22 protein-coding genes are annotated in these 23,526 nt (G+C 69.2%); 13 read left to right on the top strand and 9 right to left on the bottom strand.

Annotated elements, in window-relative coordinates; genetic code table 11:
* Positions 1–9: 9 nt before the first annotated feature.
* Complete coding sequence (locus tag ABEU20_RS21865) at positions 10–492, top strand: DUF456 domain-containing protein (RefSeq protein WP_420166469.1); 483 nt, start codon at positions 10–12, stop codon at positions 490–492.
* A 1-nt stretch (position 493) separates the two neighbouring features.
* Here ABEU20_RS21865 and ABEU20_RS21860 read toward each other — a convergent pair whose 3' ends face one another.
* Both ABEU20_RS21860 and ABEU20_RS21855 read right to left on the bottom strand, forming a co-directional pair.
* Positions 494–1,237, bottom strand: a complete 744-nt coding sequence (locus ABEU20_RS21860; protein ID WP_420166468.1) for an amidohydrolase family protein — start codon at positions 1,235–1,237, stop codon at positions 494–496.
* 86 nt (positions 1,238–1,323) lie between these two features.
* Positions 1,324–2,688 (bottom strand): FAD-dependent oxidoreductase, encoded by a 1,365-nt coding sequence (locus ABEU20_RS21855; protein ID WP_420166467.1) that lies wholly within the window; start codon positions 2,686–2,688, stop codon positions 1,324–1,326.
* Positions 2,689–2,998: 310 nt separating this feature from the next.
* Here ABEU20_RS21855 and ABEU20_RS21850 point away from each other — a divergent pair, with 310 nt between their 5' ends.
* The 5 genes from ABEU20_RS21850 (at position 2,999) to ABEU20_RS21830 (ending at position 7,826) form a co-directional block, all read left to right on the top strand.
* A complete protein-coding gene (locus tag ABEU20_RS21850) occupies positions 2,999–3,421 on the top strand; it encodes an Rv0361 family membrane protein (RefSeq protein ID WP_420166466.1) in 423 nt (140 codons plus the stop codon).
* 78 nt (positions 3,422–3,499) lie between these two features.
* Positions 3,500–3,946: a rhodanese-like domain-containing protein gene (locus tag ABEU20_RS21845; RefSeq protein ID WP_420166465.1), complete on the top strand. Its 447-nt coding sequence runs from the start codon at positions 3,500–3,502 to the stop codon at positions 3,944–3,946.
* Positions 3,943–5,166, top strand: a complete 1,224-nt coding sequence (locus tag ABEU20_RS21840) for an O-succinylhomoserine sulfhydrylase (protein WP_420166464.1) — start codon at positions 3,943–3,945, stop codon at positions 5,164–5,166. Before ABEU20_RS21845 ends, ABEU20_RS21840 begins: the two co-directional genes overlap by 4 nt.
* Positions 5,167–5,249: 83 nt before the next feature.
* Positions 5,250–6,602, top strand: coding sequence for a bifunctional adenosylcobinamide kinase/adenosylcobinamide-phosphate guanylyltransferase (locus ABEU20_RS21835; RefSeq protein WP_420166577.1), 1,353 nt, complete (start codon positions 5,250–5,252; stop codon positions 6,600–6,602).
* Positions 6,603–6,686: 84 nt separating this feature from the next.
* Positions 6,687–7,826: a serine hydrolase domain-containing protein gene (locus ABEU20_RS21830; protein ID WP_420166463.1), complete on the top strand. Its 1,140-nt coding sequence runs from the start codon at positions 6,687–6,689 to the stop codon at positions 7,824–7,826.
* Positions 7,827–7,836: 10 nt separating this feature from the next.
* On the opposite strand, the gene ABEU20_RS21825 is transcribed toward ABEU20_RS21830, so the two are convergent.
* Both ABEU20_RS21825 and ABEU20_RS21820 read right to left on the bottom strand, forming a co-directional pair.
* Positions 7,837–8,595 carry an HAD-IIA family hydrolase gene (locus tag ABEU20_RS21825; RefSeq protein WP_420166576.1) on the bottom strand — a complete coding sequence of 253 codons (759 nt, stop codon included), beginning with the start codon at positions 8,593–8,595 and terminating at the stop codon, positions 7,837–7,839.
* A 54-nt stretch (positions 8,596–8,649) separates the two neighbouring features.
* Positions 8,650–9,654 (bottom strand): alpha/beta hydrolase, encoded by a 1,005-nt coding sequence (locus ABEU20_RS21820; protein WP_420166462.1) that lies wholly within the window; start codon positions 9,652–9,654, stop codon positions 8,650–8,652.
* A gap of 152 nt (positions 9,655–9,806) precedes the next feature.
* On the opposite strand from ABEU20_RS21820, the gene ABEU20_RS21815 reads away from it, so the two are divergent.
* The 4 genes from ABEU20_RS21815 to ABEU20_RS21800 all read left to right on the top strand — a co-directional run bounded on the left by ABEU20_RS21815 (position 9,807) and on the right by ABEU20_RS21800 (position 12,789).
* Positions 9,807–10,562 (top strand): hypothetical protein, encoded by a 756-nt coding sequence (locus tag ABEU20_RS21815; RefSeq protein WP_420166461.1) that lies wholly within the window; start codon positions 9,807–9,809, stop codon positions 10,560–10,562.
* Positions 10,559–11,059 (top strand): RDD family protein, encoded by a 501-nt coding sequence (locus tag ABEU20_RS21810; RefSeq protein ID WP_420166460.1) that lies wholly within the window; start codon positions 10,559–10,561, stop codon positions 11,057–11,059. The genes ABEU20_RS21815 and ABEU20_RS21810 overlap by 4 nt, the downstream gene beginning before the upstream one ends.
* Positions 11,060–11,134: 75 nt before the next feature.
* Positions 11,135–12,148, top strand: a complete 1,014-nt coding sequence (gene fgd / locus ABEU20_RS21805) for a glucose-6-phosphate dehydrogenase (coenzyme-F420) (protein WP_420166459.1) — start codon at positions 11,135–11,137, stop codon at positions 12,146–12,148.
* Between the two features lie 38 nt (positions 12,149–12,186).
* Entirely contained in the window at positions 12,187–12,789 is a 603-nt protein-coding gene (locus ABEU20_RS21800) for a suppressor of fused domain protein (protein ID WP_420166458.1), read from the top strand.
* Positions 12,790–12,815: 26 nt separating this feature from the next.
* Here the strand turns inward: ABEU20_RS21800 and ABEU20_RS21795 are convergent, their stop codons facing one another.
* Complete coding sequence (locus ABEU20_RS21795) at positions 12,816–13,325, bottom strand: nitroreductase family deazaflavin-dependent oxidoreductase (protein WP_420166457.1); 510 nt, start codon at positions 13,323–13,325, stop codon at positions 12,816–12,818.
* Positions 13,326–13,363: 38 nt separating this feature from the next.
* Between ABEU20_RS21795 and pta the strand changes: the two genes are divergently transcribed.
* The 3 genes from pta to ctaD all read left to right on the top strand — a co-directional run bounded on the left by pta (position 13,364) and on the right by ctaD (position 18,522).
* Positions 13,364–15,445: a phosphate acetyltransferase gene (pta, locus tag ABEU20_RS21790; protein WP_420166456.1), complete on the top strand. Its 2,082-nt coding sequence runs from the start codon at positions 13,364–13,366 to the stop codon at positions 15,443–15,445.
* The gene (locus tag ABEU20_RS21785) at positions 15,442–16,635 is read left to right on the top strand and encodes an acetate kinase (protein ID WP_420166455.1); all 1,194 of its coding nucleotides are present in this window, start codon (positions 15,442–15,444) and stop codon (positions 16,633–16,635) included. The genes pta and ABEU20_RS21785 overlap by 4 nt, the downstream gene beginning before the upstream one ends.
* Positions 16,636–16,761: 126 nt before the next feature.
* A complete protein-coding gene (gene ctaD / locus ABEU20_RS21780) occupies positions 16,762–18,522 on the top strand; it encodes an aa3-type cytochrome oxidase subunit I (RefSeq protein WP_420166454.1) in 1,761 nt (586 codons plus the stop codon).
* On the opposite strand, the gene ABEU20_RS21775 is transcribed toward ctaD, so the two are convergent.
* The 4 genes from ABEU20_RS21775 to ABEU20_RS21760 all read right to left on the bottom strand — a co-directional run bounded on the left by ABEU20_RS21775 (position 18,503) and on the right by ABEU20_RS21760 (position 23,361).
* Entirely contained in the window at positions 18,503–18,631 is a 129-nt protein-coding gene (locus tag ABEU20_RS21775; RefSeq protein ID WP_420166453.1) for a hypothetical protein, read from the bottom strand. The genes ctaD and ABEU20_RS21775 overlap by 20 nt on opposite strands.
* Before the next feature lie 122 nt (positions 18,632–18,753).
* The gene (locus tag ABEU20_RS21770; protein WP_420166452.1) at positions 18,754–21,003 is read right to left on the bottom strand and encodes a serine/threonine-protein kinase; all 2,250 of its coding nucleotides are present in this window, start codon (positions 21,001–21,003) and stop codon (positions 18,754–18,756) included.
* Between the two features lie 22 nt (positions 21,004–21,025).
* The gene (locus ABEU20_RS21765) at positions 21,026–21,997 is read right to left on the bottom strand and encodes a glutamate ABC transporter substrate-binding protein (RefSeq protein ID WP_420166575.1); all 972 of its coding nucleotides are present in this window, start codon (positions 21,995–21,997) and stop codon (positions 21,026–21,028) included.
* A 5-nt stretch (positions 21,998–22,002) separates the two neighbouring features.
* The gene (locus tag ABEU20_RS21760) at positions 22,003–23,361 is read right to left on the bottom strand and encodes a hypothetical protein (RefSeq protein ID WP_420166574.1); all 1,359 of its coding nucleotides are present in this window, start codon (positions 23,359–23,361) and stop codon (positions 22,003–22,005) included.
* Between the last annotated feature and the right edge of the window lie 165 nt (positions 23,362–23,526).

The raw sequence follows: 23,526 nt of genomic DNA, 5'->3' as shown, positions 1-23,526 counted from the left end.
CTGGCCGGCATGAGTACCGGCGTCGAGGTCCTGCTCGGTCTGGTGATGCTGGTCGGGCTGGTCGGCATCGTCGTGCCGATCCTGCCCGGCACGCTGCTGATCGCCGGGGCGCTGCTGGTGTGGGCGATCCTCGACGCCACCGCCGCCGGGTGGGGCGTGTTCGCGGTCGCGGCGCTGCTGCTCGTGGCGTCGGGCGTCGTCAAGTACACGTGGCCGGGGCGTCGGATGCGCGACGCCGGTGTCCCCAACCGGTCGGTGGTGTTCGGCGGTCTGGTGGGAATCGTCGGGTTCTTCGTCGTCCCCGTCGTCGGACTGCTGCTCGGTTTCCTGCTCGGCACGTACGTCGCCGAGGCCGCCCGGCACCGTACCCACCGCGACGCGTGGATCTCGACCGTGCACGCCACCAAGGCCGTGGGGCTGTCGATCCTCGTCGAACTGTTCGGGGCGCTGCTCGCCGTCGGGCTGTGGCTGGCCGCGGTGCTCGCGTTCTGACTCAGGCCGGGCAGCGGTACCACTCGCGCGCGTTGCCGCCGAGGACGGCCTCGAGATCGTCCCCGACGGCGTCGGCGATGATGTCGACGTCCGCGGCCTCGAACGCGCGGCGCGCGCGGGTGCCGGGCAGGTCGGTGCCGAACATCAGCGCCTTCGGGTTGACGGCGTGGATCTGCCGCAGGACGTCGCCGACGTCGTCGATGGAGGTGCGCCCGAAACCGGTGGCCTTCACCTTGGCGCCGCGGTCGACGAGATTGAGCAGGTAGCGCAGCCCGCGCGTCGACATCCCCAGATGGTCGATGCTGACGGCCGGCAGCTTCGCGAACACCGGTTCGAGCGACAGCAGCAGCGTCGCATCCACGTAGAACTCGGCGTGCCAGCCGGCCAGTTCGTAGGCCCGCAGGGCCTGCGTCGTCAGGACCTGCACGTCGGTGGCGCTGCGCCGAAGGTTGAACCGGATGCCGCGCACCCCGGCCCGGTCCAGTTCGAGGATGTCCTCGTCGGTGGCATCGGGATCGAGATGGGTGACGCCCACCCAGCCGTCGCCGAGCTCGCGCAGCGCCGCCAGCAGCTGCGGGCCGCCGAGCGTGCCCTGGTACGACGCCGTCACCACCGCCCCGCCGTCCACCCCGAACCCGGCCATGCGGGCGCGGTAGTCGTCGATCGTGAACGGATCGGGCAGGTACCCGTTGTTCTCCACCAGCGGGAACCGCGGGTCGATGATGTGCACGTGCGCGTCAAACACCCGTTCATCATGCCCCGCGAAAAGCTGAAGGGTCCCTTCGTACGCTGACAGCGCACGCAGGGACCCTTCAGCTGGGAGCCCGAGAATCAGGCCTTGTGCGGCTCGCTGGCGCGGAGCATGTCCTCGCGCTCGACGACCTTGATGCGCTCGCGGCCCTCGGGCTCGCCGAGGGAACGCTCGTGGGCGTCGAGGCGGTACCAGCCCTGCCACGTCGTGTACGGAACACCCTTGCCCTCGAGGAACGAGATGACCGCGTCCGCGCCCGGCTCGTCCGCACCCGCGAAGTTCGGGGCGTCCTCGAGCAAGCACGCGATGGTCTCGTTGGCGTCGCCCTTGGTGTGGCCGATCAGGCCGACGGGGCCGCGCTTGATCCAGCCCGTGACGTAGGTGGCGTCCATGTGCTTGCCCTCGTCGTCGAGGACGCGTCCGGCCTCGTTGGGGACGGTGCCCGCCTGGTCGTCGAACGGCAGCTGCGCGATGTTCTGCGACAGGTAGCCGACGGCGCGGTAGACGGCCTGGACGTCCCAGTCGTTGAACTTGCCGGTGCCGCGGACGTTGCCGGTGCCGTCGAGCTCGGTGCGCTCGGTGCGCAGGCCGACCACCTTGCCGTCCTCGCCGAGGATCTCGGTGGGCGACTCGAAGAAGTGCAGGAACAGCTTGTGCGGGCGGTCGCCCTGGTCGCGGATGGCCCAGTCCTGCAGGGTGTTGGCGACCATGTCGACCTGCTTGGAGCTGCGGCGAGCGATCTCGGAGCCCTCGTCGTAGTCGATGTCCTCGGGGTCGACGATGACCTCGATGGTGGGGGAGTGGTCCAGTTCGCGCAGCTCGAGCGGCGTGAACTTGGCCTGGGCGGGGCCGCGGCGGCCGAACACGTGGACCTCGACGGCCTTGTTGTTCTTCAGGCCCTCGTAGACGTTCGCGGGGATCTCGGTCGGCAGCAGCTCGTCACCGGTCTTGGCGAGCACGCGGGCGATGTCGAGCGCGACGTTGCCGACGCCCAGCACGGCGACCTTCTCGGCCTCGAGGGGCCACGTGCGCGGGACGTCCGGGTGGCCGTCGTACCAGGACACGAAGTCCGCGGCGCCGTACGAGCCGTCCAGGTCGATGCCCGGGATGTTCAGTGCCCGGTCGGCGTTGGCGCCGGTCGAGAAGATCACCGCGTCGTAGAAGCGGCGCAGGTCCTCGAGGGTGATGTCGGTGCCGTAGTCGATGTTGCCGAGCAGGCGGACCGCGTCCTTGTCGAGCACCTTGTGGAGGGCGGTGATGATGCCCTTGATCCGCGGATGGTCGGGCGCGACGCCGTACCGGATGAGACCGAACGGGGCCGGCATCCGCTCGAACAGGTCGATGCTCACCTCGGTGTCGGACTTCATGAGCGCATCGGCGGCATAGATCCCGGCGGGGCCGGCACCGACGATGGCCACGCGCAGTGGACGAGTCTGGTCAGTCATCTGAGGCGAACTACCTTTTCGATTGGACGGACGTACGTGTGCTTGCGACACGAATGCGTGAGGCTCCAGCTTAAACTGAGCCCCGCCTTACTTGGGGTGTCGCGGAGCGGGGGCGGGTGTGAATTCCCGGGAGTTCACGGTGTCCCCGCCTTCATGCTAGAACCCGAAGGCTGCGCGCACCTCATGCTCGGGGGGTCTGGACATCCCGGGTACTGCGCTCGAGGTTGAGGGGGCACAAACGAGATTTGTGGCCCGCGTTGTGTGGGACCCGGGTGGACGCTGCGGGTGCGGGCACGCGAAACTTGCAGGTATGAGCGACGAGCACGCCCCTGTCGACGACCCCTCGCGGACCACGGCCAAGCCGTTCATCCTCGCGGTGTCAATAGTTGCGATCCTGATGATCGGAATTGTCGTCTCGGCGCTGCTGCGGCCCGCCGACGAGAGCCGGTCCGACGCGGACCGGTTGAACGCCTCCGCCACCGACTTCGTCCGTGCGAGCAACAACGACGACGCCGAAGCCCTCGATCGGATGGTGTGCGACGGGTTCGCCGAGGACCGCTCGCCGATCGCCGGACGCGAGGGTGAGGTCCGCGTCGAGGCGCTCGACAACGCCGTCGTGAACGGCAACCGCGCGACCGCCGACGTCCGGATCGCAGCCGACGACGACAAGGGCGCGACGACGTCGACGTGGACGTTCGTGCAGGGCGACGACCGCTGGCTCGTCTGCAACTGACGCGCCAGCCGCCGAGGTTCTCGCGTATCGCGCCATCCGCGTGCTACGCCCGATCCGACTCTGTGGAAAGCTGGTGCGGTGAGCTACGCAGGTGACATAACGCCGCAGCAAGCCTGGGAGCTGCTGCGCGAGCATCCGGAAGCCGTGCTCGTGGATGTGCGGACCGACGCGGAATGGCGATACGTCGGGGTGCCCGACACGTCGACCATCGACCGCCGGACCGTGCTCATCGAATGGGTGAGCTATCCCACGGGTGCACGCAACGAGTCCTTCGTCGACCAGCTCGTCGAGGCCGGGATCGTCGGTGGCGCCCAGGATGGAACTGTCGGCACCGCCGACGCGCGACCGGTGATCTTCCTGTGTCGCTCCGGCCAGCGCTCGATCGGGGCGGCCGAGGCCGCGACCGCCGCGGGCATCGGACCGTCCTACAACGTGCTCGACGGCTTCGAGGGCGGTCTGGGCGGCGACCGCCGCCGCGGCACGTCGGGGTGGCGGGCCGCGGGTCTGCCCTGGACGCAGTCGTGAGCGCGATCCCGCAGGGCGGGTCCTTCCGCAAGCAGCTTCCCGCGTCGGTCCGCCCGGCCACGCTGGGCGTCCGCGGCGGCACGCTGCGTTCCGGTTTCGAGGAGACGTCCGAGGCGATCTACCTCAACTCCGGCTTCGTCTACGAGTCGGCCGAGGCGGCCGAACAGGCGTTCACCGGCGAGGTCGACCACTTCGTCTACTCCCGCTACGGCAACCCCACCGTCAAGATGTTCGAGGAGCGGCTGCGGCTGCTCGACGGCGCCGAAGGCTGCTACGCGACCGCGTCGGGCATGTCGGCGGTCTTCACCGCGCTGGCCGCGCTGCTCGGCAAGGGCGACCGCCTGGTCGCCGCCCGCAGCCTGTTCGGTTCATGCTTCGTGGTGTGCAACGAGATCCTGCCGCGCTGGGGCGTCGAGACCGTCTTCGTCGACGGCGAGGACCTCGACCAGTGGGAGCAGGCGCTGTCGGTGCCGACCACGGCCGTGTTCTTCGAGACGCCGTCCAACCCGATGCAGACCCTCGTCGACGTCCGCAAGGTGTCCGAGATGGCGCACGCGGCGGGCGCGAAGGTGGTCCTCGACAACGTCTTCGCCACCCCGCTGTTGCAGCGCAGCCTCGACCTCGGTGCCGACGTCATCGTGTACTCGGGCACCAAGCACATCGACGGCCAGGGCCGCGTCCTCGGCGGGGCGATCCTGGGACCGAAGGACTACATCGACGGCCCGGTGCAGCAGCTGATCCGCCACACCGGCCCGGCGCTGAGCCCGTTCAACGCGCACACCCTGCTCAAGGGTCTCGAGACGATGCCGTTGCGCGTGCGTCACTCGACGGACAGTGCGCTGCGCATCGCGCAGTTCCTGGAGTCCGATCCGTCGGTGCGCTGGGTCAAGTACCCGTACCTCGAATCGCATCCGCAGCACGAACTCGCGACGTCGCAGATGAGTGGTGGCGGCACGGTCGTCACGTTCGAGCTGGACTCGGCGGACGGTGAGGGCAAGAAGCGTGCCTTCGAACTACTGAACAAGCTGCAGGTCGTCGACATCTCGAACAACCTCGGTGACTCCAAGTCGCTCATCACGCACCCGGCCACCACCACGCACCGCGCGATGGGACCGGAGGGGCGTGCCGCGATCGGGCTGTCCGACGGCGTCGTGCGGTTGTCGGTGGGTCTCGAGGATCCCGAGGATCTGCTGGAGGATCTGGCGCAGGCGCTGCGCTGACGTTCGCTGTGGCCGAATGTCACACGTTCGGGTGGACTGAACGCATCTGACATTCGGTCGGCACGCACGGAAGGGGTTGGGCCATCGAGGTCGTACTGCTGGGCACCGGCAGTGCCGACGGGTGGCCCAACCCCTTCTGCGTGTGCGCGTCGTGTCGCATCGCCGCCGAGCGCGGCGAGATCCGCGGTCAGACCGCGGCCCTGATCGACGACGCGATCCTGCTCGACTGCGGCCCGGACGTCCCGCGCGCGGCCGTGCGGGCCGGACGTTCGCTGGCCGGTGTGCGGCACCTCCTGCTCACCCACGCCCACCCGGACCACCTGAATCCGGCGGCGCTGCTGTTCCGGTCGTGGGTGCGCCGCGACCGGCCCCTCGACGTCGTCGGTCCGGCCGACGCGCTCGACCTGTGCCGCGACTGGGTGGGGCCCGACGATCCGGTGCGGTTCGTCCCCGTCGTTCCCGGTGAACGAATTGTGCTGAACGGGTACGAGGTTCGGGTTCTCGAGGCCGCGCACCGGGTGTTCCGTGACGGCGACAGCGTGCTCTACGACGTCGCCGGCCCGGAGGGTGGGCGCCTGCTGTGGGCCACCGACACCGGGCCTCTGCCGTCGTCGACACTCGGCGCCGTCCACGATGCCCGCTACGACGCGGTGTTCCTCGAGGAGACCTTCGGTACCCGTTCCGATCTCGGTGCCGGACACCACGATCTGACGACGTTCCCGCGCACCCTCGCCGCGCTTCGTGAGGCGGGCGCTGTCACCGCGACCACCGACGTCGTCGCGGTACACCTGAGCCACTACAACCCGCCGACGTCCGAACTGTCGGAACACCTGGCGCCGTGGGGTGCTCGGGTCGTGGACGACGGAACCGCCGTGCAGATCGGTGAACCCCTCGTGCGGTCCGGACAGGCGTCGCGCACGCTCGTCCTCGGCGGCGCCCGAGCCGGTAAGTCGACGTACGCCGAGGCGCTGCTGGCCGCCGAACCGCGGGTCACCTACCTGGCGACCGGGGGCGTCCGGGAGGGCGATCGGGAGTGGGCGGAGCGGGTTGCGCTGCACCGGGCCCGGCGTCCGTCGGGGTGGACGACCGTCGAGACGTCGGAGGTGGCCGCGGTGCTGCGGGACGTCCGCGAGCCGGTGCTGCTGGACTGCCTCGGCACGTGGCTCACCGCACGACTCGACCACCACGGCGTGTGGACCGGCGGCGACTGGGCGGCCGTCGACGCCGACGTCACGGACCTGCTGGGTGCGCTGCGCCGGGCGGCGGGGCCCGTGGTCGCGGTCAGCAACGAGGTGGGCAGCGGCGTGGTGCCGCCGACGCCGGCGGGCCGGCGCTTCCGGGATCTGCTCGGCAGGGTGAACTCGGCGGTCGCCGCGGAGTCCGAAGCGGTGGTGCTGATGGTTGCAGGCGTGGCGACGCCGTTGCGCTCGTTCTGACACCGAACTGGATGCGCGGCCGGACGGTGCGCAATAGCCTGGCATCGGGGCCCGCTCCCGGGAGACGCCCGATTCGAGGTGTTCATGGCATCTGTTCAGGGTCAATGTGATTCGGCGTTCGATGGTGTTCGCGAGGTGTTCGAGGCGAGCTTCGCGGACGGGCAGAACCTGGGCGCTGCCGTGGCCGTGTACGCCGACGGCCGGCCCGTCGTGGACCTGTGGGGTGGGGTCGCCGATCGGCGAACCGGCCGGGCGTGGTCGTGGGACACCCCGTGCGTGGTGTTCTCGTGCACCAAGGCGGTGACGTCGGCGGCGGCGCTGCTGTTGGTCGACCGCGGCTACGTGGCCCTCGACGACGCCGTCGCCGAGTGGTGGCCCGAATTCGGGGTGAACGGCAAGGGTGGCGTCACCGTCGAACATCTGCTGACCCACCAGGCGGGGTTGCCGGCCTTCGACGGGCATGTGACGGTGGCGCAGGCCGCCGACCCGGTCGCGATGGCGGACCGGCTGGCCCGGCAGCGGCCGGAGTGGGAACCCGGCAGCGGTTTCGGCTACCACGCCCTCACGTTCGGGTGGCTGATCGGCGAACTGGTGCGCCGGCACACCGGGGCACCGGTGGGGGAGTTCGTGCACACCGAGTTCGGTTCGGACCTGTGGATCGGCGCCCCGGCGGGGACGATCGCGCGGGCCGCGCGGATCAGCGTCCCGAAACGCGGGGAACCGAAGTCGGCACTGATCGACATCGCGACGCAGACCCGGATCGGCGCGGCGTACGCGGAGCCCGGTTCGCTCATCTTCCGTGCCACCGCGAACCCCGCCGCGTCGTACAACGATCCCGCCCTGCTCGGTGGCGGCTGGCCCGCCGCGGGAATGGTGACCACGGCCCGCGCCCTGGCCCGCTTCTACCGGGATCTCGTGCACGGGGTGACCCTGAGTCATCGAACACTGGACGACGCGATCCGGGTGCGGGTCCGCGGCCGAGACCGGGTACTCCTCACCGACAGCGCGTACGGGCTCGGGTTCATGCGTCCCGCACAGAGTTTCGAACTTCCCGACGTGGCCGCGGGCGCGTTCGGACACCCGGGTGCGGGCGGCGCTGTCGGGCTGGCGGATCCCGACAGCGGCCTCGCGATCGCGTTCGTCCCGAATCTCAAGCGCGACTACTTCGCCGGCGACCGTCGCGCGCACCGGCTCGTCCAGGCCGCCTACGCGGCGATCGCGTGAGACGTCCGGTTCAGAACGGGTTCGCGGCGCGGCCCACGAGGTCGGCGACCGAATCGAGCACCAGCGTCGGGCGGTACGGGAACGTCTCGACGGTCTGGCGGGTGGAGATGCCGGAGAGCACCAGGATGGTCTGCAGGCCGGCCTCGAGACCCGACACGACGTCGGTGTCCATCCGGTCGCCGATCATCAGCGTGTTCTCCGAGTGCGCCCCGATCGCGCGCAGCGCCGAGCGCATCATCAGCGGGTTCGGCTTGCCCACGTAGTACGGTTCCCGGCCCGTCGCACGCGTGATGAGCGCGGCCACCGAACCCGTTGCGGGAAGCGAACCTTCGCGAGAAGGTCCGGTGGCGTCCGGATTGGTCGCGATGAACCGGGCACCCCGCTCGACGAGCCGGATCGCGGTGGTGATCGCCTCGAACGAGTAGGTGCGCGTCTCGCCGAGCACGACGTAGTCGGGGTCGTTGTCGGTGAGCACGTAGCCGATCTCGTGCAGCGCCGTGGTGAGCCCGGATTCGCCCACCACGTAGGCGCTTCCGCCGGGGCGCTGGTTCTTCAGGAACGTCGCCGTCGCGAGCGCGGAGGTCCAGATCGACTTCTCCGGGATGTCGAGGCCGCTACGCAGCAGGCGCGCCCGCAGATCGCGGGGTGTGCGGATCGAGTTGTTGGTCAGCACGATGAAGGGGGTGCCGGCTTCCTGCAGTTCGGCGAGGAAGGCGTCGGCGCCGGGAATGATGTGTTCTTCGTGGACGAGAACCCCGTCCATGTCCATGAGGTACGTCCAGCCGGGGTTCCGCTCTTCGGTGCTCACAGGGTCCAGTATCCGTCATGCCCCGATCGCCGGGCCGAGCACCGCCCACGAATCGCGCATCTCGGCCTCGAACACGCCCCACGTGTGGCTGCCGACGTCGCGGTAGACGACGGTCGCGGGGATTCCGAGCGATTGCAGGCGGGCGTCCATCACCGCGGTGCAGCGCATCGTGATCGACTCCAGCAGACCACCCACGATGCCCTGCGGGATCGCGATCAGCGGATCGAGCCGATCGATGGCTCCGGGCATACCGGTCGCGGCGGACAGGAACAACACCTTGCCGCGCAACCGTTCTGCCTGTACCACCGGGTCGTGTTCGATCCACTGCGGCCCGCCGCCCGGGCCCCACATGTTGTTGACGTTGCCGCCGCCGCGTACCTCGACCATCGAGCGGACCATCGCCTGACCGTTGAAGTCGCTGGTGCCCGCGCACCCGCTGTACGAGCCGACGGCGCGGTAGACGTCGGGAGCCTGGATCGCGAGGTCGAGCACCGGGCCGGCCGCCATCGACACGCCGCCGAGCGCGTTGACGCCGGTGGTCCCGAACTGACGATCGATCACCGGCGGCAGTTCCCTCGTCAGGAACGTCTGCCACTTGTTGCGGCCGAGGACCGGGTCGTCGTTGTCCCAGTCGGTGTACATCGAGTACTTGCCGCCCACCGGCAGCACCACGTTGACGTGCTTGTCCGCGAAGAAGTTCGTCACGTCGGTGTTGTTGTACCAGGAGACGCCGTCCTCGCCGCCCGTGATGCCGGTGAGCAGGTAGAACGTGGGCGCCGGTCCGCCGCCGGTGGGATGGATGACGTCGCTGGTCACCACGCGGTCCATCGACGGCGAGTACACCGAGATCCGGGTGACCCGGTCACTCACCTGGACCGTCCCGGCCACGTACGCGACGTTCGACGGGGCGGCCCGCGCGGTGAGTGAGGCACCGAGCAGCGAGGCCACCAGTACCCCGACGAGCGTGAGTGAGTGGAGGATCCGGTGCCGGGCACCGTCCGTCGCCCCAGAGCTTCGCATCGCGCACCTCCGGCCGAAAAGGCCTGAATTGCTTTCTGGCTGAATGAAGCTCACGCCAGCATATCCGCGGATGTGGTGCGGGGGTGGGGCTTCCGGACACCGCTGGGACCAGGAGCGTGCATTTTGCGCCCGTTCGGTCTTGGATGTTCGGTATGGACGGCAACAGAACCCCCGATCCGGCGCGCGTCGTGGCCGGATCCGTCGCATTCCTCGGCGACGCATTGCGCTTCGCGGCGGGCCCGGCGCTCGATCTCGCGCGCCGGGCACCCGGGGTCGACACCGGTCTGGCCGTCCTCGAGTCGCGTGGGGCCGAGACCCTGCGGTCGGCGGACGCCCTCGCGGACCGAGTGCTGCGAGCCGTCGTGCGTCGGATCGTCGCCGCCGCGCTCGCGGAAGTGGACGTCACCGCCGTGGTCCGCGATCACGTCGACCTCGACACCATCGCCGAGGGCATCGACATCGAGCGGATCATCGACCGGGTCGACGTGGATGCGATCGCGGCACGGGTGGACATCGCGCCGATCCTGGACCGGGTGGATGTCGACGAGGTCGCCGCCCGCGTGGACGTCGACCGGATCATCGAGCGCGTGGACGTCGACGCGATCGCCGCGAAGGTGGATGTCAACGCGATCGCCGCGAAGGTGGACGTGGACAGGATCGCCGCCGGGGTGGACGTGGACGCCGTGATCGGGCGCGTCGACCTGGTCGGGCTGTCCAACGAGGTCATCGAGGGGGTCGATCTGCCCAGAATCATCAGGGAATCGACGAGCACGATGTCCACGGAGGCGGTGCGGGGCGCCCGGTCCCAGGGCATGGCGGCCGACGACGCCGTCGCCGGCTTCGTCGGGCGTCTGTTCGGCCGCGAAGGTCGTGAAGGTCGCGAAGACCACGAAGGCAGTGAGGCATGACCGAGCTTCGGCGCGCGGATCCCGAGCATCGCCCGGCGGGCATCGTCACTCGCGGTCTGTCCGCCCTCATCGACATCGGCGTCGTGCTGTTCCTGATGGGCATGATCTACCTGGGGTTGATGTTCACCCGGTTGTTGTTCTCGCCGCAGGAGTTTCGGTTCCCGCAGGCGCAGTTCCTGTTGTCCGCGACGACGTTCGTCGCGCTGTCCGTCCTGTACCTCACGGTGTGCTGGTCCACCAGCGGCCGCACCGTCGGGGCGGTCGCGATGGGGCTGCGTCTCGTCAGCCGCAACGGCCGTCTCGTCCGGTTCCCGCGGTGTGCGGCCCGGGCCGTCCTGTGCGTGCTGTTCGGGTTCGGGCTGTTCTGGGTGGCGTTCGACGCCCGTCGGCGCTCGCTGCAGGACATCCTGCTGCGGACGGCGGTCGTGTACGACTGGACGCCGTCCCCGGACCTCGTCGAACACGATCTCGGGCATCCCGGTGACCTCGACGGGTGAGACAGGGCTGCAGCGCGAGAGTGACGCGGGGCATACTCGAAACCGAATCGAATCGGGTAGACGATCGGAGAACCGGTGGCACAGGGATTGAAGTTGGGGTTGAAGGCGTCCGCGGAGCAGTTCGGGCCGCGCGATCTGGTCGAGCTGGGTGTGATGGCCGAGGAACACGGCCTCGACAGCGTCACCGTCAGCGATCACTTCCAGCCCTGGCGGCACAACGGTGGCCACGCGCCGTTCTCGATCGCGTGGATGACGGCGGTCGGTGAGCGCACCCAGCGGCTGCAGTTGGGCACGTCGGTGATGACTCCGACGTTCCGCTACAACCCGGCTGTCGTGGCGCAGGCGTTCGCGACGATGGGCTGTCTGTACCCGGGGCGCGTCATGCTCGGTGTCGGCACGGGGGAGGCGCTCAACGAGATCGCGACCGGCTTCAAGGGCGAATGGCCCGAGTTCAAGGAGCGTTTCGCGCGTCTGCGTGAGTCGGTGCAGCTGATGCGCGACCTGTGGACCGGCGACCGCGTCGACTTCGAGGGCGAGTACTACAGCACCAAGGGCGCATCGATCTACGACGTCCCCGAGGGCGGCATCCCGGTCTACATCGCGGCCGGCGGTCCCGTCGTCGCGCGCTACGCGGGCCGCGCGGGCGAGGGCTTCATCTGCACGTCCGGCAAGGGCATGGACCTGTACACCGAGAAGCTCGTCCCCGCGGTGAAGGAGGGTGCCGAGAAGGCGGCCCGCAACTTCGCGGACATCGATCGGATGATCGAGATCAAGATCTCGTACGACACCGACCCCGACGCCGCGCTGGAGAACACCCGGTTCTGGGCACCGCTGTCGCTGACGGCGGAGCAGAAGCACAGCATCGACGACCCGATCGAGATGGAGGCAGCCGCCGACGCCCTGCCGATCGAGCAGGTCGCCAAGCGGTGGATCGTCTCGTCCGACCCGGACGAGGCCGTCGCGATGATCAAGCCGTACCTCGACGCCGGGCTCAACCACCTGGTGTTCCACGCGCCGGGACACGACCAGAAGCGGTTCCTCGACCTGTTCGAGCGCGACCTTGCACCGCGCCTGCGCGCGCTGGCCTGACGCCCGTTCACCGGGAACCGGGCTCTAGGCTCGTTCCCATGGAAGCGAGTGAAGAAGTCCGGGCGGCGGCACACCGAGTCGGCGAGGTCTTCGGTGTGTCGCCACAGGTGTTGCGGTTCCGGGCACCGGTCGATCCGGACGGTGACGGGGAGGACCCGGAAGAGGTGTCGATCGCGGTCGGCGACGGCTGCCCCGGCCCCGGCTACGCGTCCTACGCGACCCTCGACATGGTGCGCTTCCCGACGAACGTCACCACCGAGGACGGCCGCCCGATCCGCACCGAACTGATCACCGTCGGCCGCGCCGACTACCGCCTGCTCTCCGACGTCCTGGCGCAATGCGCGTTCCAGGCGGCGTCCGGATCGCTGCACGTCACCCCGAACACGATCGTTCCCAACGCGGTTCACGCGGCCGACCCGGGCCGCTCCACGCGGCACGTGCTGCTCGTCGTCCCGTTCATCTGGGCCACCCTCGAGATCCTCGTCGACCGGGAAGAGGACGTCACGACGTGGCTGCAGGCGGTGCCGATCACCGACTCCGAGCTGCAGTTCGCGTCGAAGAACGGCACCGACGCACTGTTCGAGCGACTCGAATCGGCGGGCGCCGACGTGTCCGACATCGACCGCGCGTCGGTGGTCTGACCCCGTCTGCCATCAAGAGGGAACGGTCAGCGGCGGGTGAGCACGAACATCCGGAGGTCGCGGTCGGTGCGGCCCTGATAGACGGCGTACGCGCCGGCCAGTTCGACGAACTGCCGGTACAGCCGGTCCTTCTCGTCGCCGGTGACCTGTGTGGCGAGCACCGGGATGTCGTGTCCGGCCATCGTCACGCTCGCCTCCGGCTGTGCCAGCAGGTTCGACGTCCACGCCGGGTGGTGGGCCTGACCGAAGTTGCTGCCGACCACCACCAGACGGTCGCCGTCGCGGATGTAGAGCAGCGGGCTGGTGCGGCGCTGTCCGGACCTGCGCCCGACGGTGTTCAGCAGCACGGTAGGCGCACCGATCGGCCCGAGGACGGTGAAACGGCCCTTGCTCCGGGTGAGCAGTCTCCGGTCCACCCCGGCGAGCGAGCGGATGGTCCACGAGCCGAGCCGGGTGGCGGCGAATGCCGTCGCGGGGCGGCGCAGGATGCTGGTGTCCGAGCCCCACCGGACGTCCGGGAATGCCGTATCGGTCATGGCGCCGATTATGCGCGATCGTCACTAGGCTGTCGCTCATGGCTGTTTCGAGCACGGTGTCGAGCGTCTACATCGCCTCCCCCGAGGGGGACACCGGGAAATCGACGGTGGCGCTGGGGGTGCTGCAGATGCTGTGCGCGTCGACGGCGCGGGTGGGTGTGTTCCGTCCCATCGCCCGCGCCGACGACGAGACCGACCACATCCTCGAACTCCTCATCGATCACACGACGGCCGACCTGAGCTACGAGCAGTGCCTGGGCGTGACGTACGAGCAGGTGCACGCCGATCCCGACGGCGCCCTGAGCGACATCGTCTCCCGCTACCACGAGGTGGCCGCGGAGTGCGACGCCGTGGTGATCGTCGGCAGCGACTACACCGACGTCGCCAGTCCCAGTGAACTCGGCTACAACGCCCGCATCGCCGCGAACCTCGAGGCGCCGGTGCTGTTGACCCTGCGCGGCCAGCACCGCAGCCCCGACGAGGTGCGGCAGCTGGCACAGATGTGCGCAGTGGAACTGGCGTCGCAGCACGCGCACCTGGTCGCGATCGTCGCGAACCGGTGCGCGCCGGAGATGCTCGACGAGTACGCCGCGGCCCTCGAACCGCTGGGGGTGCCGGCGTGGAGCCTGCCGGAGATTCCGCTCCTGGTGGCGCCGACGATGGCCGAACTGCTGGTGGCCGTCGACGGTGAGCTCTACAGCGGGGACTCGGCGTTGCTGCAGCGCGAGGCGCTGAAGGTGATGGTGGGCGGCATGACCGCCGAGCACATCCTCGAACGGCTCGTCGAGGGCACCGTCGTCATCGTGCCGGGTGACCGCTCCGACGTCCTGCTCGCGATGGTGAGCGCACATGAGGCGCAGGGATTCCCGTCGCTGGCGGGCATCATCATGAACGGTGGGATCGCGCCGCATCCGGCGATCGCGAAGCTCATGGCGGGACTGAACCCGCGGCTGCCGATTCTCACCACCGAGATGGGCACCTTCGACACCGCGCACACGGCGGCGCAGACCCGCGGCCGGGTCGCGGTGGGCTCGCTGCGCAAGGTCGACACCGCGCTGAGCCTGGTGGAACGCCGGGTGGACGCCCCGACGCTGATCGAACGCCTGCGCCTGCAGATCCCGTCGGTCACGACGCCGCAGATGTTCGAGTATCAGCTGATCGACCGTGCCCGCGCGGACCGCAAGCACATCGTGCTGCCGGAGGGTGAGGACGATCGCATCCTGCGCGCGGCCGGACGCCTACTCCGCCGCAGGGTGGTGGACCTGACGATCCTCGGCGACGAGGCCAAGGTGCGTGCCCGGGCCGCGGAACTGGGTGTGGACCTGTCCACGGCGGTGGTACTCGATCCGCGCCGCTCCGACTACGTCACGGAGTTCGCCGTCGAGTACGCGACGCTGCGGGCGCACAGGGGCATGACCGTCGACCGGGCCCAGGAGATCATGACCGACATCTCGTACTTCGGAACCATGATGGTGCACAGGGGGATTGCCGACGGAATGGTGTCCGGCGCCGCGCACACCACGGCGCACACCATTCGGCCGTCGCTCGAGATCATCAAGACTCGGCCGGGGGTGTCGACGGTGTCGAGCATCTTCCTGATGTGCCTGTCCGATCGGGTGCTCGCGTACGGCGACTGCGCGGTCGTGCCCGACCCGACGGCGGAACAACTGGCGGACATCGCGATCTCCTCGGCGGAGACGGCGGCGCGTTTCGGGATCGAGCCGCGCGTGGCGATGCTGTCGTACTCGACGGGTGATTCGGGCTCGGGCGCCGACGTCGACAAGGTCCGTACCGCGACGGCGCTGGTCCGCGATCGACGCCCGGACCTGTTGGTGGAGGGGCCGATCCAGTACGACGCGGCAGTGGAGCCGTCGGTGGCGGACGCGAAACTGCCCGGTTCCGAGGTGGCCGGCCGGGCCACGGTGTTCGTGTTCCCGGACCTCAACACCGGCAACAACACGTACAAGGCCGTACAGCGCAGCGCTGGCGCCGTCGCGGTCGGGCCGGTGCTGCAGGGCCTGAACAAGCCGGTGAACGACCTGTCGCGCGGGGCGCTGGCCCAGGACATCGTCAACACCGTCGCGATCACCGCGATCCAGGCGCAGGAGGAGCTTCCGTGACCGAACCCGTAGTGCTGGTGATCAACTCGGGCTCGTCGTCGATCAAGTTCCAGCTGGTGCACCCCGTCGCGGGCGAGTCGGTGGGCACCGGTCTGGTGGAACGGATCGGCGAGCGCACCGGGCGCATCGTGTACCGCTACCCGGGCGGGGAGATCGACCGCGAACTGCACATCGCCGATCACACCGCCGGGCTGCACGCCGCCGAGGACGTCATCGCCGAGACCGGCCCGCCGCTGCGCGAGCGCGGCATCGTGGCCGTCGGGCACCGCGTGGTCCACGGCGGCGCGGTGTTCCACGAACCGACGATCATCGACGACGACGTACTGCGCGAACTGCGCCGACTGTCGACGCTGGCGCCGCTGCACAACCCGCCGAACGTCGTGGGTATCGAGGTGGCGATGGCCCAGCTGCCCGACATCCCGCACGTCGCGGTGTTCGACACGGCGTTCTTCCACACGTTGCCCGAGGCCGCGGCGACGTACGCGATCGATGCCGAGGTGGCGCGCGCGAATCGGGTGCGCCGCTACGGTTTCCACGGAACGTCGCACGAGTACGTGAGCGGCCGGGCCGCCGCGTTCCTCGGCCGCGACCTCGGGGACCTGAACCAGATCGTGCTGCACCTGGGCAACGGGGCGTCGGCGTCGGCGATCCGCGGCGGGCGCGCGGTGGACACGTCGATGGGCATGACACCGCTCGAGGGGCTGGTGATGGGCACCCGCAGCGGTGACCTGGACCCGGGAATCCTGCTGTACCTGCACCGGAATTCGGGCATGAGCGTGGACGAGATCGACGACCTCCTCAACCGGCACTCCGGGCTCAAGGGGCTGTGCGGAGAGAACGACTTCCGGTCGGTTCTGGGAATGATCGCGGACGGAAACCCGGACGCGAAACTCGCGTACGACGTGTACGTGCACCGGTTGCGCCGTTACATCGGTGCGTATCTCGTCGAACTCGGTGGCGTCGACGTCGTCACGTTCACCGGCGGGGTCGGGGAGAACAACGTCGACGTCCGGCGCGATGCCCTCGCGGGACTGGACGGTCTCGGTATCGTGGTCGACGACACCCGCAACCGGTCGCCCGAGCGGAGCGAGCGCCGCATCAGCGCGGACGATTCCGCGGTCGAGGTGCTCGTCGTCCCCACCAACGAGGAACTCGCGATAGCCCGCAAGGCGGTGGCACTGGCCGGATAGCCGTCCCGCGGCAAGCACACCGGAACCCGGCACTCGCCGTGATCGGGAGAATTGGTGCCCGTCGGCGGGAACTGTCGGGACCTTAGGCCCTCGTGACAGAACCCTCGGACGTCCGACCATGTCGGTATGGTTGCCAACCCCGAGATCGATCTAGCTCCACCACGAACGCCGACAGTGTCGCGGCCGGCCCCTGCCCGCGGCGGCACGGTCGGGTCCAAGGGGTCGTTCATCTACAAGATGATCACGACCACCGATCCCAAGGTGCTCGGGATCATGTACCTGGTCACGGCGTTCGCGTTCTTCCTCATCGGCGGCCTCATGGCGCTGCTGATGCGTGCCGAGTTGGCGATCCCCGGCCTGCAGTTCCTGTCGAACGAGCAGTTCAACCAGCTGTTCACCATGCACGGCACGATCATGTTGCTGCTGTACGCGACCCCGGTCGTGTTCGGCTTCGCGAACTACATCGTCCCGCTGCAGATCGGCGCGCCGGACGTGAGCTTCCCGCGCCTCAACGCGCTGAGCTACTGGTTCTACCTGTTCGGCGGTCTGATCGCCACGGCCGGCTTCATCACTCCCGGCGGCGCCGCGGACTTCGGCTGGACGGCGTACGTGCCGCTGTCGAACGGTGTGCACAGCCCCGGCGTCGGCGCGGACCTGTGGATCATCGGCTTGGCGCTCGGCGGCGTCGGCACGATCCTCGGCGCGGTCAACTTCATCACCACCATCGTGTGCCTGCGGGCGCCCGGCATGACCATGTTCCGGATGCCGATCTTCGTGTGGAACATCTTCATCACGTCGCTGCTGATCCTGCTGGTGTTCCCGCTGCTCGCCGCCGCGCTGATCGGCCTGTGGGTGGACCGCAACCTCGGTGCGCACCTGTTCGACCCCGCGACCGGCGGAGTGATGTTGTGGCAGCACCTGTTCTGGTTCTTCGGCCATCCCGAGGTGTACGTCATCGCGCTGCCGTTCTTCGGTATCGTCTCGGAGATCTTCCCGGTCTTCTCCCGTAAGCCGATCTTCGGCTACAGCGGTCTGGTGTACGCCACGATGGGCATCGCGGCACTGTCGATCGCGGTGTGGGCGCACCACATGTACGCGACGGGAGCGGTGCTGCTGCCGTTCTTCTCGTTCATGACGTTCCTCATCGCGGTCCCCACCGGTGTGAAGTTCTTCAACTGGATCGGCACGCTGTGGCGCGGACAGCTGACGTTCGAGTCGCCGATGCTGTTCTCGGTCGGCTTCCTCGTGACCTTCCTCTTCGGTGGCCTGTCGGGCGTCCTGCTCGCGAGCCCGCCGCTCGACTTCCACGTCACCGACACCTATTTCGTGGTGGCGCACTTCCACTACGTGCTCTTCGGCACCATCGTGTTCGCCACCTACGCGGGCATCTACTTCTGGTTCCCGAAGATGACGGGCCGGATGATGGACGAGCGCCTCGGGAAGTGGCACTTCTGGACCACGCTGATCGGTTTCCACACCACCTTCCTGGTCCAACACTGGCTCGGCGCCTCGGGTATGCCGCGCCGCTACGCCGACTACCTGCCCACCGACGGTTTCACCACGCTGAACACGATCTCCACGGTCGGTTCGTTCATCCTCGGTGCCTCGACGCTGCCGTTCCTGTGGAACGTCTTCAAGAGCTACCGCTACGGACAGGTGGTCACCGTCGACGATCCGTGGGGCTACGGCAACTCGCTCGAGTGGGCCACCAGCTGCCCGCCGCCGCGGCACAACTTCACCGAACTGCCGCGCATCCGGTCGGAGCGTCCGGCATTCGAGCTGCACTACCCGCACATGGTCGAGCGCATGCGCGACGAGGCGCACGTCGGACTCGGCCACGGCAAGGACAAGGGCAAGGCTGCCGAACTCACCGAGACGAGAGCCTGACGATGGACGACGGCACGAGGTCCCGGAACTGGATGGCCGACCCGGCGGCGCCGGAACTGCGGCCCGAGCCGCGACGGCTGCTGGCGCCGTTGCTGACGGTGGCGTTCACGCTGGCCACCCCGCTGGTGTTGCCGGTGCCCGTCGCCGTCGTCCTGATCCTCGCCGCCCTGGCCTGGTTCGGCTCGCGAATCCAGGAGGGCGGCAGCGGTACTCGCCGGACCGGCGGGACGCTCAGAACAGGCTCTGCGGACGCACCGCGTTCGCCAGATCGACGAGCGTATAGCGGTGAGCGGGCGTAGGCGCGCTCCGTGCCATCGCCCGTAGGGAGGATTCGGTACCCGCGCGCAGGCCACGCTCGGTGAACGGCACGCCGAGCAGCGGCTCGCGTGCGGTGGTGGGGGTGTTACCCGAGAGGACCCATTCGAGCGCGGTGCCGAGAACGACGGTCCGCATCTGTGGTCCGCGAATCTCGGTGCGGGGCAGTGCTTCGACGCGGCGGGCCGACTCGCGGAGGGTGGCCTCGTCGATCGCTCCGATGGGGCGCACCGACAGGTACGTCAGGACCGCGGTCATCCGTGCGGCGCTGTAGCTTCGCGAGCCGGCCGGAACCTGGTCGAGGGAGGCGACGGCCGCGTTCACGTCACCGTCCGCGGCCAGCCGGCGGGCGAGTCCGAACGCCGCACTCACGACGTTGCGGTCGATCCGCCACACCGTCCGGTAGTACTCGCGGGCCGGCAACCTCCAGCGATCGGTGCCGCTCTCGCTGAGGTGCTCGAGCAGAAGTTCGGCGGTGGCGGCGAGCGCCAGTTTGGGGGAGACCTCGCCGGGCATCGCCGAATAGACCGCATCGAACGACGCGTACGCGGTGGTGAGTTCGTCGGACAGCAGCGCGGCGATGCCGCGGTACCAGTCGACCCGCCACTCGAAGGGGTGCGCCGCCGCGACGGCCCGCAGCAGTTGCCGCCCCTGCTTCGCGTCGCCGAGATCCAGGTGCGCGCGAATCTCCGCGAGTCTCACCTCGAGTGAGTCGGGAGCATCGTGCTCGGGACTGTCCCGGGCACGTTCGAGGACATCGAGCATGAGTTGCGGATCACTGTGCGCGGTGGCGTTGACGAGGGCGGCGCCCGGATCGTCGACATCGACGAGCGGGACGGCGAGCGACTGCGCGACGCTGCGCGAATTGAGTTTCCGTTCGCGCTCGACGCCGTCCGCGAACACGTCGGTCTGCTCGACGAACTCGTCGGCGCCGAACGTTGCACGCTGGCGCCCGAACACGGTGGACAGGTACGGGTGTTCGCGCGCCGATTCCCGGGACACGATCTCGTGCAGCACCCCGGTCAGCTGTGCCGCGAGTTGCGCCGCGGACCGGAAGCGGCGATCCGGGTCGGGCTCGATGGCCCTCAGCAACAGTCGCCGATACGACTCGTTCTCGGCGAGCAACGGGGCCTGTTCGGGGGTGGGAAGCCCGTCGACGTAGCGGCCGTTCTCCGACGGGAGATCGAGCGTCAGGGCCGCGAGGGTGCGTCCGACGGTGTAGATGTCCGACGCGACGGTGGGTCCGGTCTCGGTGATCTCGGGTGCCTGGAAACCGGGTGTGCCGTACAGGTATCCGTAGCTTTCCAGCGGTGCGACGGCGCCGAGGTCGATGAGTTTGACCTGCTCGTCGGTGACCATGACGTTGTCAGGCTTGAGGTCGTTGTACGCCAGTCCGAAGGAGTGGAGGTACTCCAGCGCGGGCAGGATCTCGAGGATGTACGCGATGGCCTGCTCGAGGGGCAGGCGGTCGGGGCGACACGTCTTGAGGATGTCGCGCAGCGAATTGCCGCCGACGTACTCCATCACGAGATAGCCGGCCGGGGGGTGACCCTCCTGCCGGTACTCGACGAAATTGTAGATCCGCACGATGCTCGGATGCTCCACCTCGGCGAGGAACTGGCGCTCGGCGGCTGCGACGGCCTGTGCCTCGGCGTCGCCCAGTTGGAGCAGCCCTTTCAACACCACCCAGCGATTGTCGACGTTGCGGTCGATCGCGAGGTAGATCCAGCCCAGCCCGCCGTGCGCGATGCAACCCTGGACCTCGTACTGACCGGCCACCACCTGGCCGGGCGAGAGCAGCGGGGAGAATTCGTACGGGGCGCCGCAGTGCGGACAGATGCCGGACGGGGCGCCCGGTCCCGCCTCGGTGGTGCGGCCCACGGGCCTGCTGCACTTCCAGCAGAACCGTTTGCGTTCGGGTACATGAGGATCGGTGAGGACCGCGTCCTGCGGGTCACGCTTGGGGACCGGGGGAACCTCCACGAGCCCGTCCGCCAGGCGCCGCCGGGACAGGGTGCGGGTGCGTTGCGTCCGCGCGCGTCGGCCCGTCGTGGGCAGACTCTCGCGTGTCGGCATCGGTTCGTCGTCGGGCGGCGGCGTTGCACGAGTCGGGGCAACCTCGCCGGTATCCTCCCTATTGCCGTCTCCCGCAACCTCTCCCGCCATGATCCTCCGTTCTTCTGCCGCGTCAGTCCCGGTAGGTGGCCGGGGGAGGGCCCGGCGGCGGACCCAATTCGGAGAGCCATCTGCTGTAGATCCTCTCCCACGTGCCGTCCCGGCGGATCCTTTCCAGCGTGCCGTTCACGAACCGGACCAGGTCGTCGTTGCCCTGTGCGATCCCGATGCCGTACCGCTCGTCGCCCATGCTCGGCCCGACGAGTCTCGAGTGGGGGTCCTGCGTGGCCAGCCCCAGCAGCAGGGTGTCGTCCGTGCTGATGGCGTCGACCTGGTTCTGTTGCAGCATCACCAGGCAGTCGGACCACATGGGTACCGTCACCACCACGGCGTCCGGCTGCTGACGTTCGACCCGCTCGAGCGACGTCGTGCCCTCGCCGACGCAGACACGGCGGCCCGCGAGGTCCGCGACGTCGCGGACCGGCGAGCCGGCCATCACCAGGATCCGCTGGTACGCGTCGTAGTACACCGTCGAGAAGTCGATCCGCTGCCGCCGCTCGCACGTGACCGCCATCGTCTTCGCGACGATGTCGACCCGACCGTCCTCGAGGGCCTGCTCGCGCTCGTCGTAGTTGAGCACCCGGAACTCCACCTTGTCCGGGCTGCCGAGCAGATCCCGCGCGACCTCCCTCGCGATGTCGACGTCGAACCCCTCGATCTCGCCGTTCGTCGGATTGCGGAAGCTCAGCAGATTGCTGCCGGTGTCGAGACCGACGACGAGCCGCCCGCGTTGCCGGATCGCCTCCAGCGAGGCGCTGTCGGGAATCTGCCCGGGGGGAAAGGGCCGCAGGCTCGCGGTGGGATCGCCGCACTCGACCGGTTCGGGCAGCGGGGTGGCCGCGACGTACGTCGCGCCCTCGGGGAGCGGAGCAAGGCTGTACGTCTCGGTCGGTGCCGCGGTGTACGGCTCCGGCGGTGCCGAGCATCCGGCGACAGCAGCCGCCGCGACGCCGACCGCCGCGACCGCAGTCCTGAGCGTCCGCACCGTGGTCACTGGTACTCCCGTAGCCGAGGCCACAGCCCGACCGGGATGCCCGCGGCCGCCAGCGCGGTGAGAACGGCCGCTCCGGGGCCCAGTGCGGACAGCACGCGGGACGACTGCGCGACGTCGTCCCGCAGTTCGGTCCGCGCGGTGTCCGCCCCAGCGGCCAGCGCGGTGTCGACCGTCTCGAACTGGGCGGCGGACCCGTCCGGGTCGGATCCGACGGTCGTCATCGCGGCCGCCGTCCAGTCGCCGGTCGCCAGCGAATCGAGCATCCGCTGGTGCGCCGTGGTCCAGTTGTCCATCGCCCGCGACGCCCGGTCGACGTCGTCGCTGCCCACCCCACCCGGGTAGCTGCTCAGCAGTTGCCGCAGTTCGGCTGCGTCGTCCTGATACAGCCGAGCGTGCTCTTCCTTCTCCTCGCGCCGCACCAACTGGAGGATCTCCTGCGTGCGGGCCTGCTGGGCGAGAATCCGCGCGGTCGCGAACGTCGACAGTGGCTCCGACCCGTCGCGGATCGCGCGGTGTGCACTCGTGGCGGAGATGACTCCGGCGACCAGCATCCACACCAGGAGCGCCGTCATCGCGGCCGTCGTGAACAGCAGACCGGGGTTCAGTGTTCGCCGAGTTCGTCTCGCGAGCACCACCTGCGTGGCGGCCAACGCCACGAGCAGCGCGACGAGCAGTCCGATCGCGAGCCACGGCGGCCGGCCGAAACCCGACTGCGGCGCGAGGGCGGCCGCGGCCCGCTCGGTGTGCAGTGCCTGCGCGGCCGGGAGGATGTCCGTCTGCATCAGCGCCGACGCCTCGGCCAGATAGGCCGTACCGACCGGATTGCCGACCCGGTTGTTGGTGCGCGCAGTCTCGACCAGCCCCGTGTAGACGGGCAGTTTCGTCGCGACCTCGGTGAGCAGGCGTCGGCTCGGGTCGTCGCCGGGCAGCCCGTCCGACGTCGCGACCATCTCGGCCGACGCCGTCCCGATCGCCTGCGCGTACCGGTCGCGGGCCTCGCTGGGTTCGACGCCACCGGACAGGAACGCGGTGGCAGCGGCGGCGTCGGCGACCGACAGCGACGCGTACAGGTTCTGGGACGACCGGGCCAGCGGTTCGGTGGTCGACAGCAGGGTGTCGATGTCCTGCTTGCGGTTACCCGCCGCCATCGACGCGATCATCCCGACCGCCAGCGTGCCGAGCAGCAGCGCCACCCCGATCGCGAGCAGCCGGGCCGGGGTGGAACGCAGCAGGTCGTGACCGGTCATCTGACGCGGCCGAGTACCGGCGCCGTTGGTCGCCAGGCCGCTCCAGATCCTGCGAGCGGTGGTGGTGGGCGTCGCCTCGCCTTCGTTTGCCGTTGTCGTTTCCGACATTGCCACGGGCTGGTACCTCGGTTCGCCGTCCGGACTCGTTCGCCGTTCCGCAGTTTCGAGCATATAAGCAGCACCGCGGGGATGTTCCGCCGTTTTCGGATGCCGCGGGGAATACTGTGGGGACAGGTGAGCGGCTCGGCGGACAGGGCAGGTGAGAGGTACTCC

It is taken from the genome of Rhodococcus parequi (assembly GCF_046042785.1).
Taxonomy (GTDB): Bacteria; Actinomycetota; Actinomycetes; order Mycobacteriales; family Mycobacteriaceae; genus Prescottella; species Prescottella parequi.
This window is presented reverse-complemented; position numbering and strand designations above follow the sequence as displayed.

Excerpts from the sequence above, each read along its gene's own strand:
- ABEU20_RS21865 (WP_420166469.1), top strand. The coding sequence starts at position 10 with ATGAGTACCGGCGTCGAGGTCCTGCTCGGTCTGGTGATGCTGGTCGGG.
- ABEU20_RS21855 (WP_420166467.1), bottom strand. The coding sequence starts at position 2,688 with ATGACTGACCAGACTCGTCCACTGCGCGTGGCCATCGTCGGTGCCGGC.
- ABEU20_RS21850 (WP_420166466.1), top strand. The coding sequence starts at position 2,999 with ATGAGCGACGAGCACGCCCCTGTCGACGACCCCTCGCGGACCACGGCC.
- ABEU20_RS21830 (WP_420166463.1), top strand. The coding sequence starts at position 6,687 with ATGGCATCTGTTCAGGGTCAATGTGATTCGGCGTTCGATGGTGTTCGC.
- ABEU20_RS21825 (WP_420166576.1), bottom strand. The coding sequence starts at position 8,595 with ATGGACATGGACGGGGTTCTCGTCCACGAAGAACACATCATTCCCGGC.
- ABEU20_RS21820 (WP_420166462.1), bottom strand. The coding sequence starts at position 9,654 with ATGCGAAGCTCTGGGGCGACGGACGGTGCCCGGCACCGGATCCTCCAC.
- ABEU20_RS21815 (WP_420166461.1), top strand. The coding sequence starts at position 9,807 with ATGGACGGCAACAGAACCCCCGATCCGGCGCGCGTCGTGGCCGGATCC.
- ABEU20_RS21810 (WP_420166460.1), top strand. The coding sequence starts at position 10,559 with ATGACCGAGCTTCGGCGCGCGGATCCCGAGCATCGCCCGGCGGGCATC.
- ABEU20_RS21800 (WP_420166458.1), top strand. The coding sequence starts at position 12,187 with ATGGAAGCGAGTGAAGAAGTCCGGGCGGCGGCACACCGAGTCGGCGAG.
- ABEU20_RS21795 (WP_420166457.1), bottom strand. The coding sequence starts at position 13,325 with ATGACCGATACGGCATTCCCGGACGTCCGGTGGGGCTCGGACACCAGC.
- pta (WP_420166456.1), top strand. The coding sequence starts at position 13,364 with ATGGCTGTTTCGAGCACGGTGTCGAGCGTCTACATCGCCTCCCCCGAG.
- ctaD (WP_420166454.1), top strand. The coding sequence starts at position 16,762 with ATGGTTGCCAACCCCGAGATCGATCTAGCTCCACCACGAACGCCGACA.
- ABEU20_RS21770 (WP_420166452.1), bottom strand. The coding sequence starts at position 21,003 with ATGGCGGGAGAGGTTGCGGGAGACGGCAATAGGGAGGATACCGGCGAG.
- ABEU20_RS21760 (WP_420166574.1), bottom strand. The coding sequence starts at position 23,361 with ATGTCGGAAACGACAACGGCAAACGAAGGCGAGGCGACGCCCACCACC.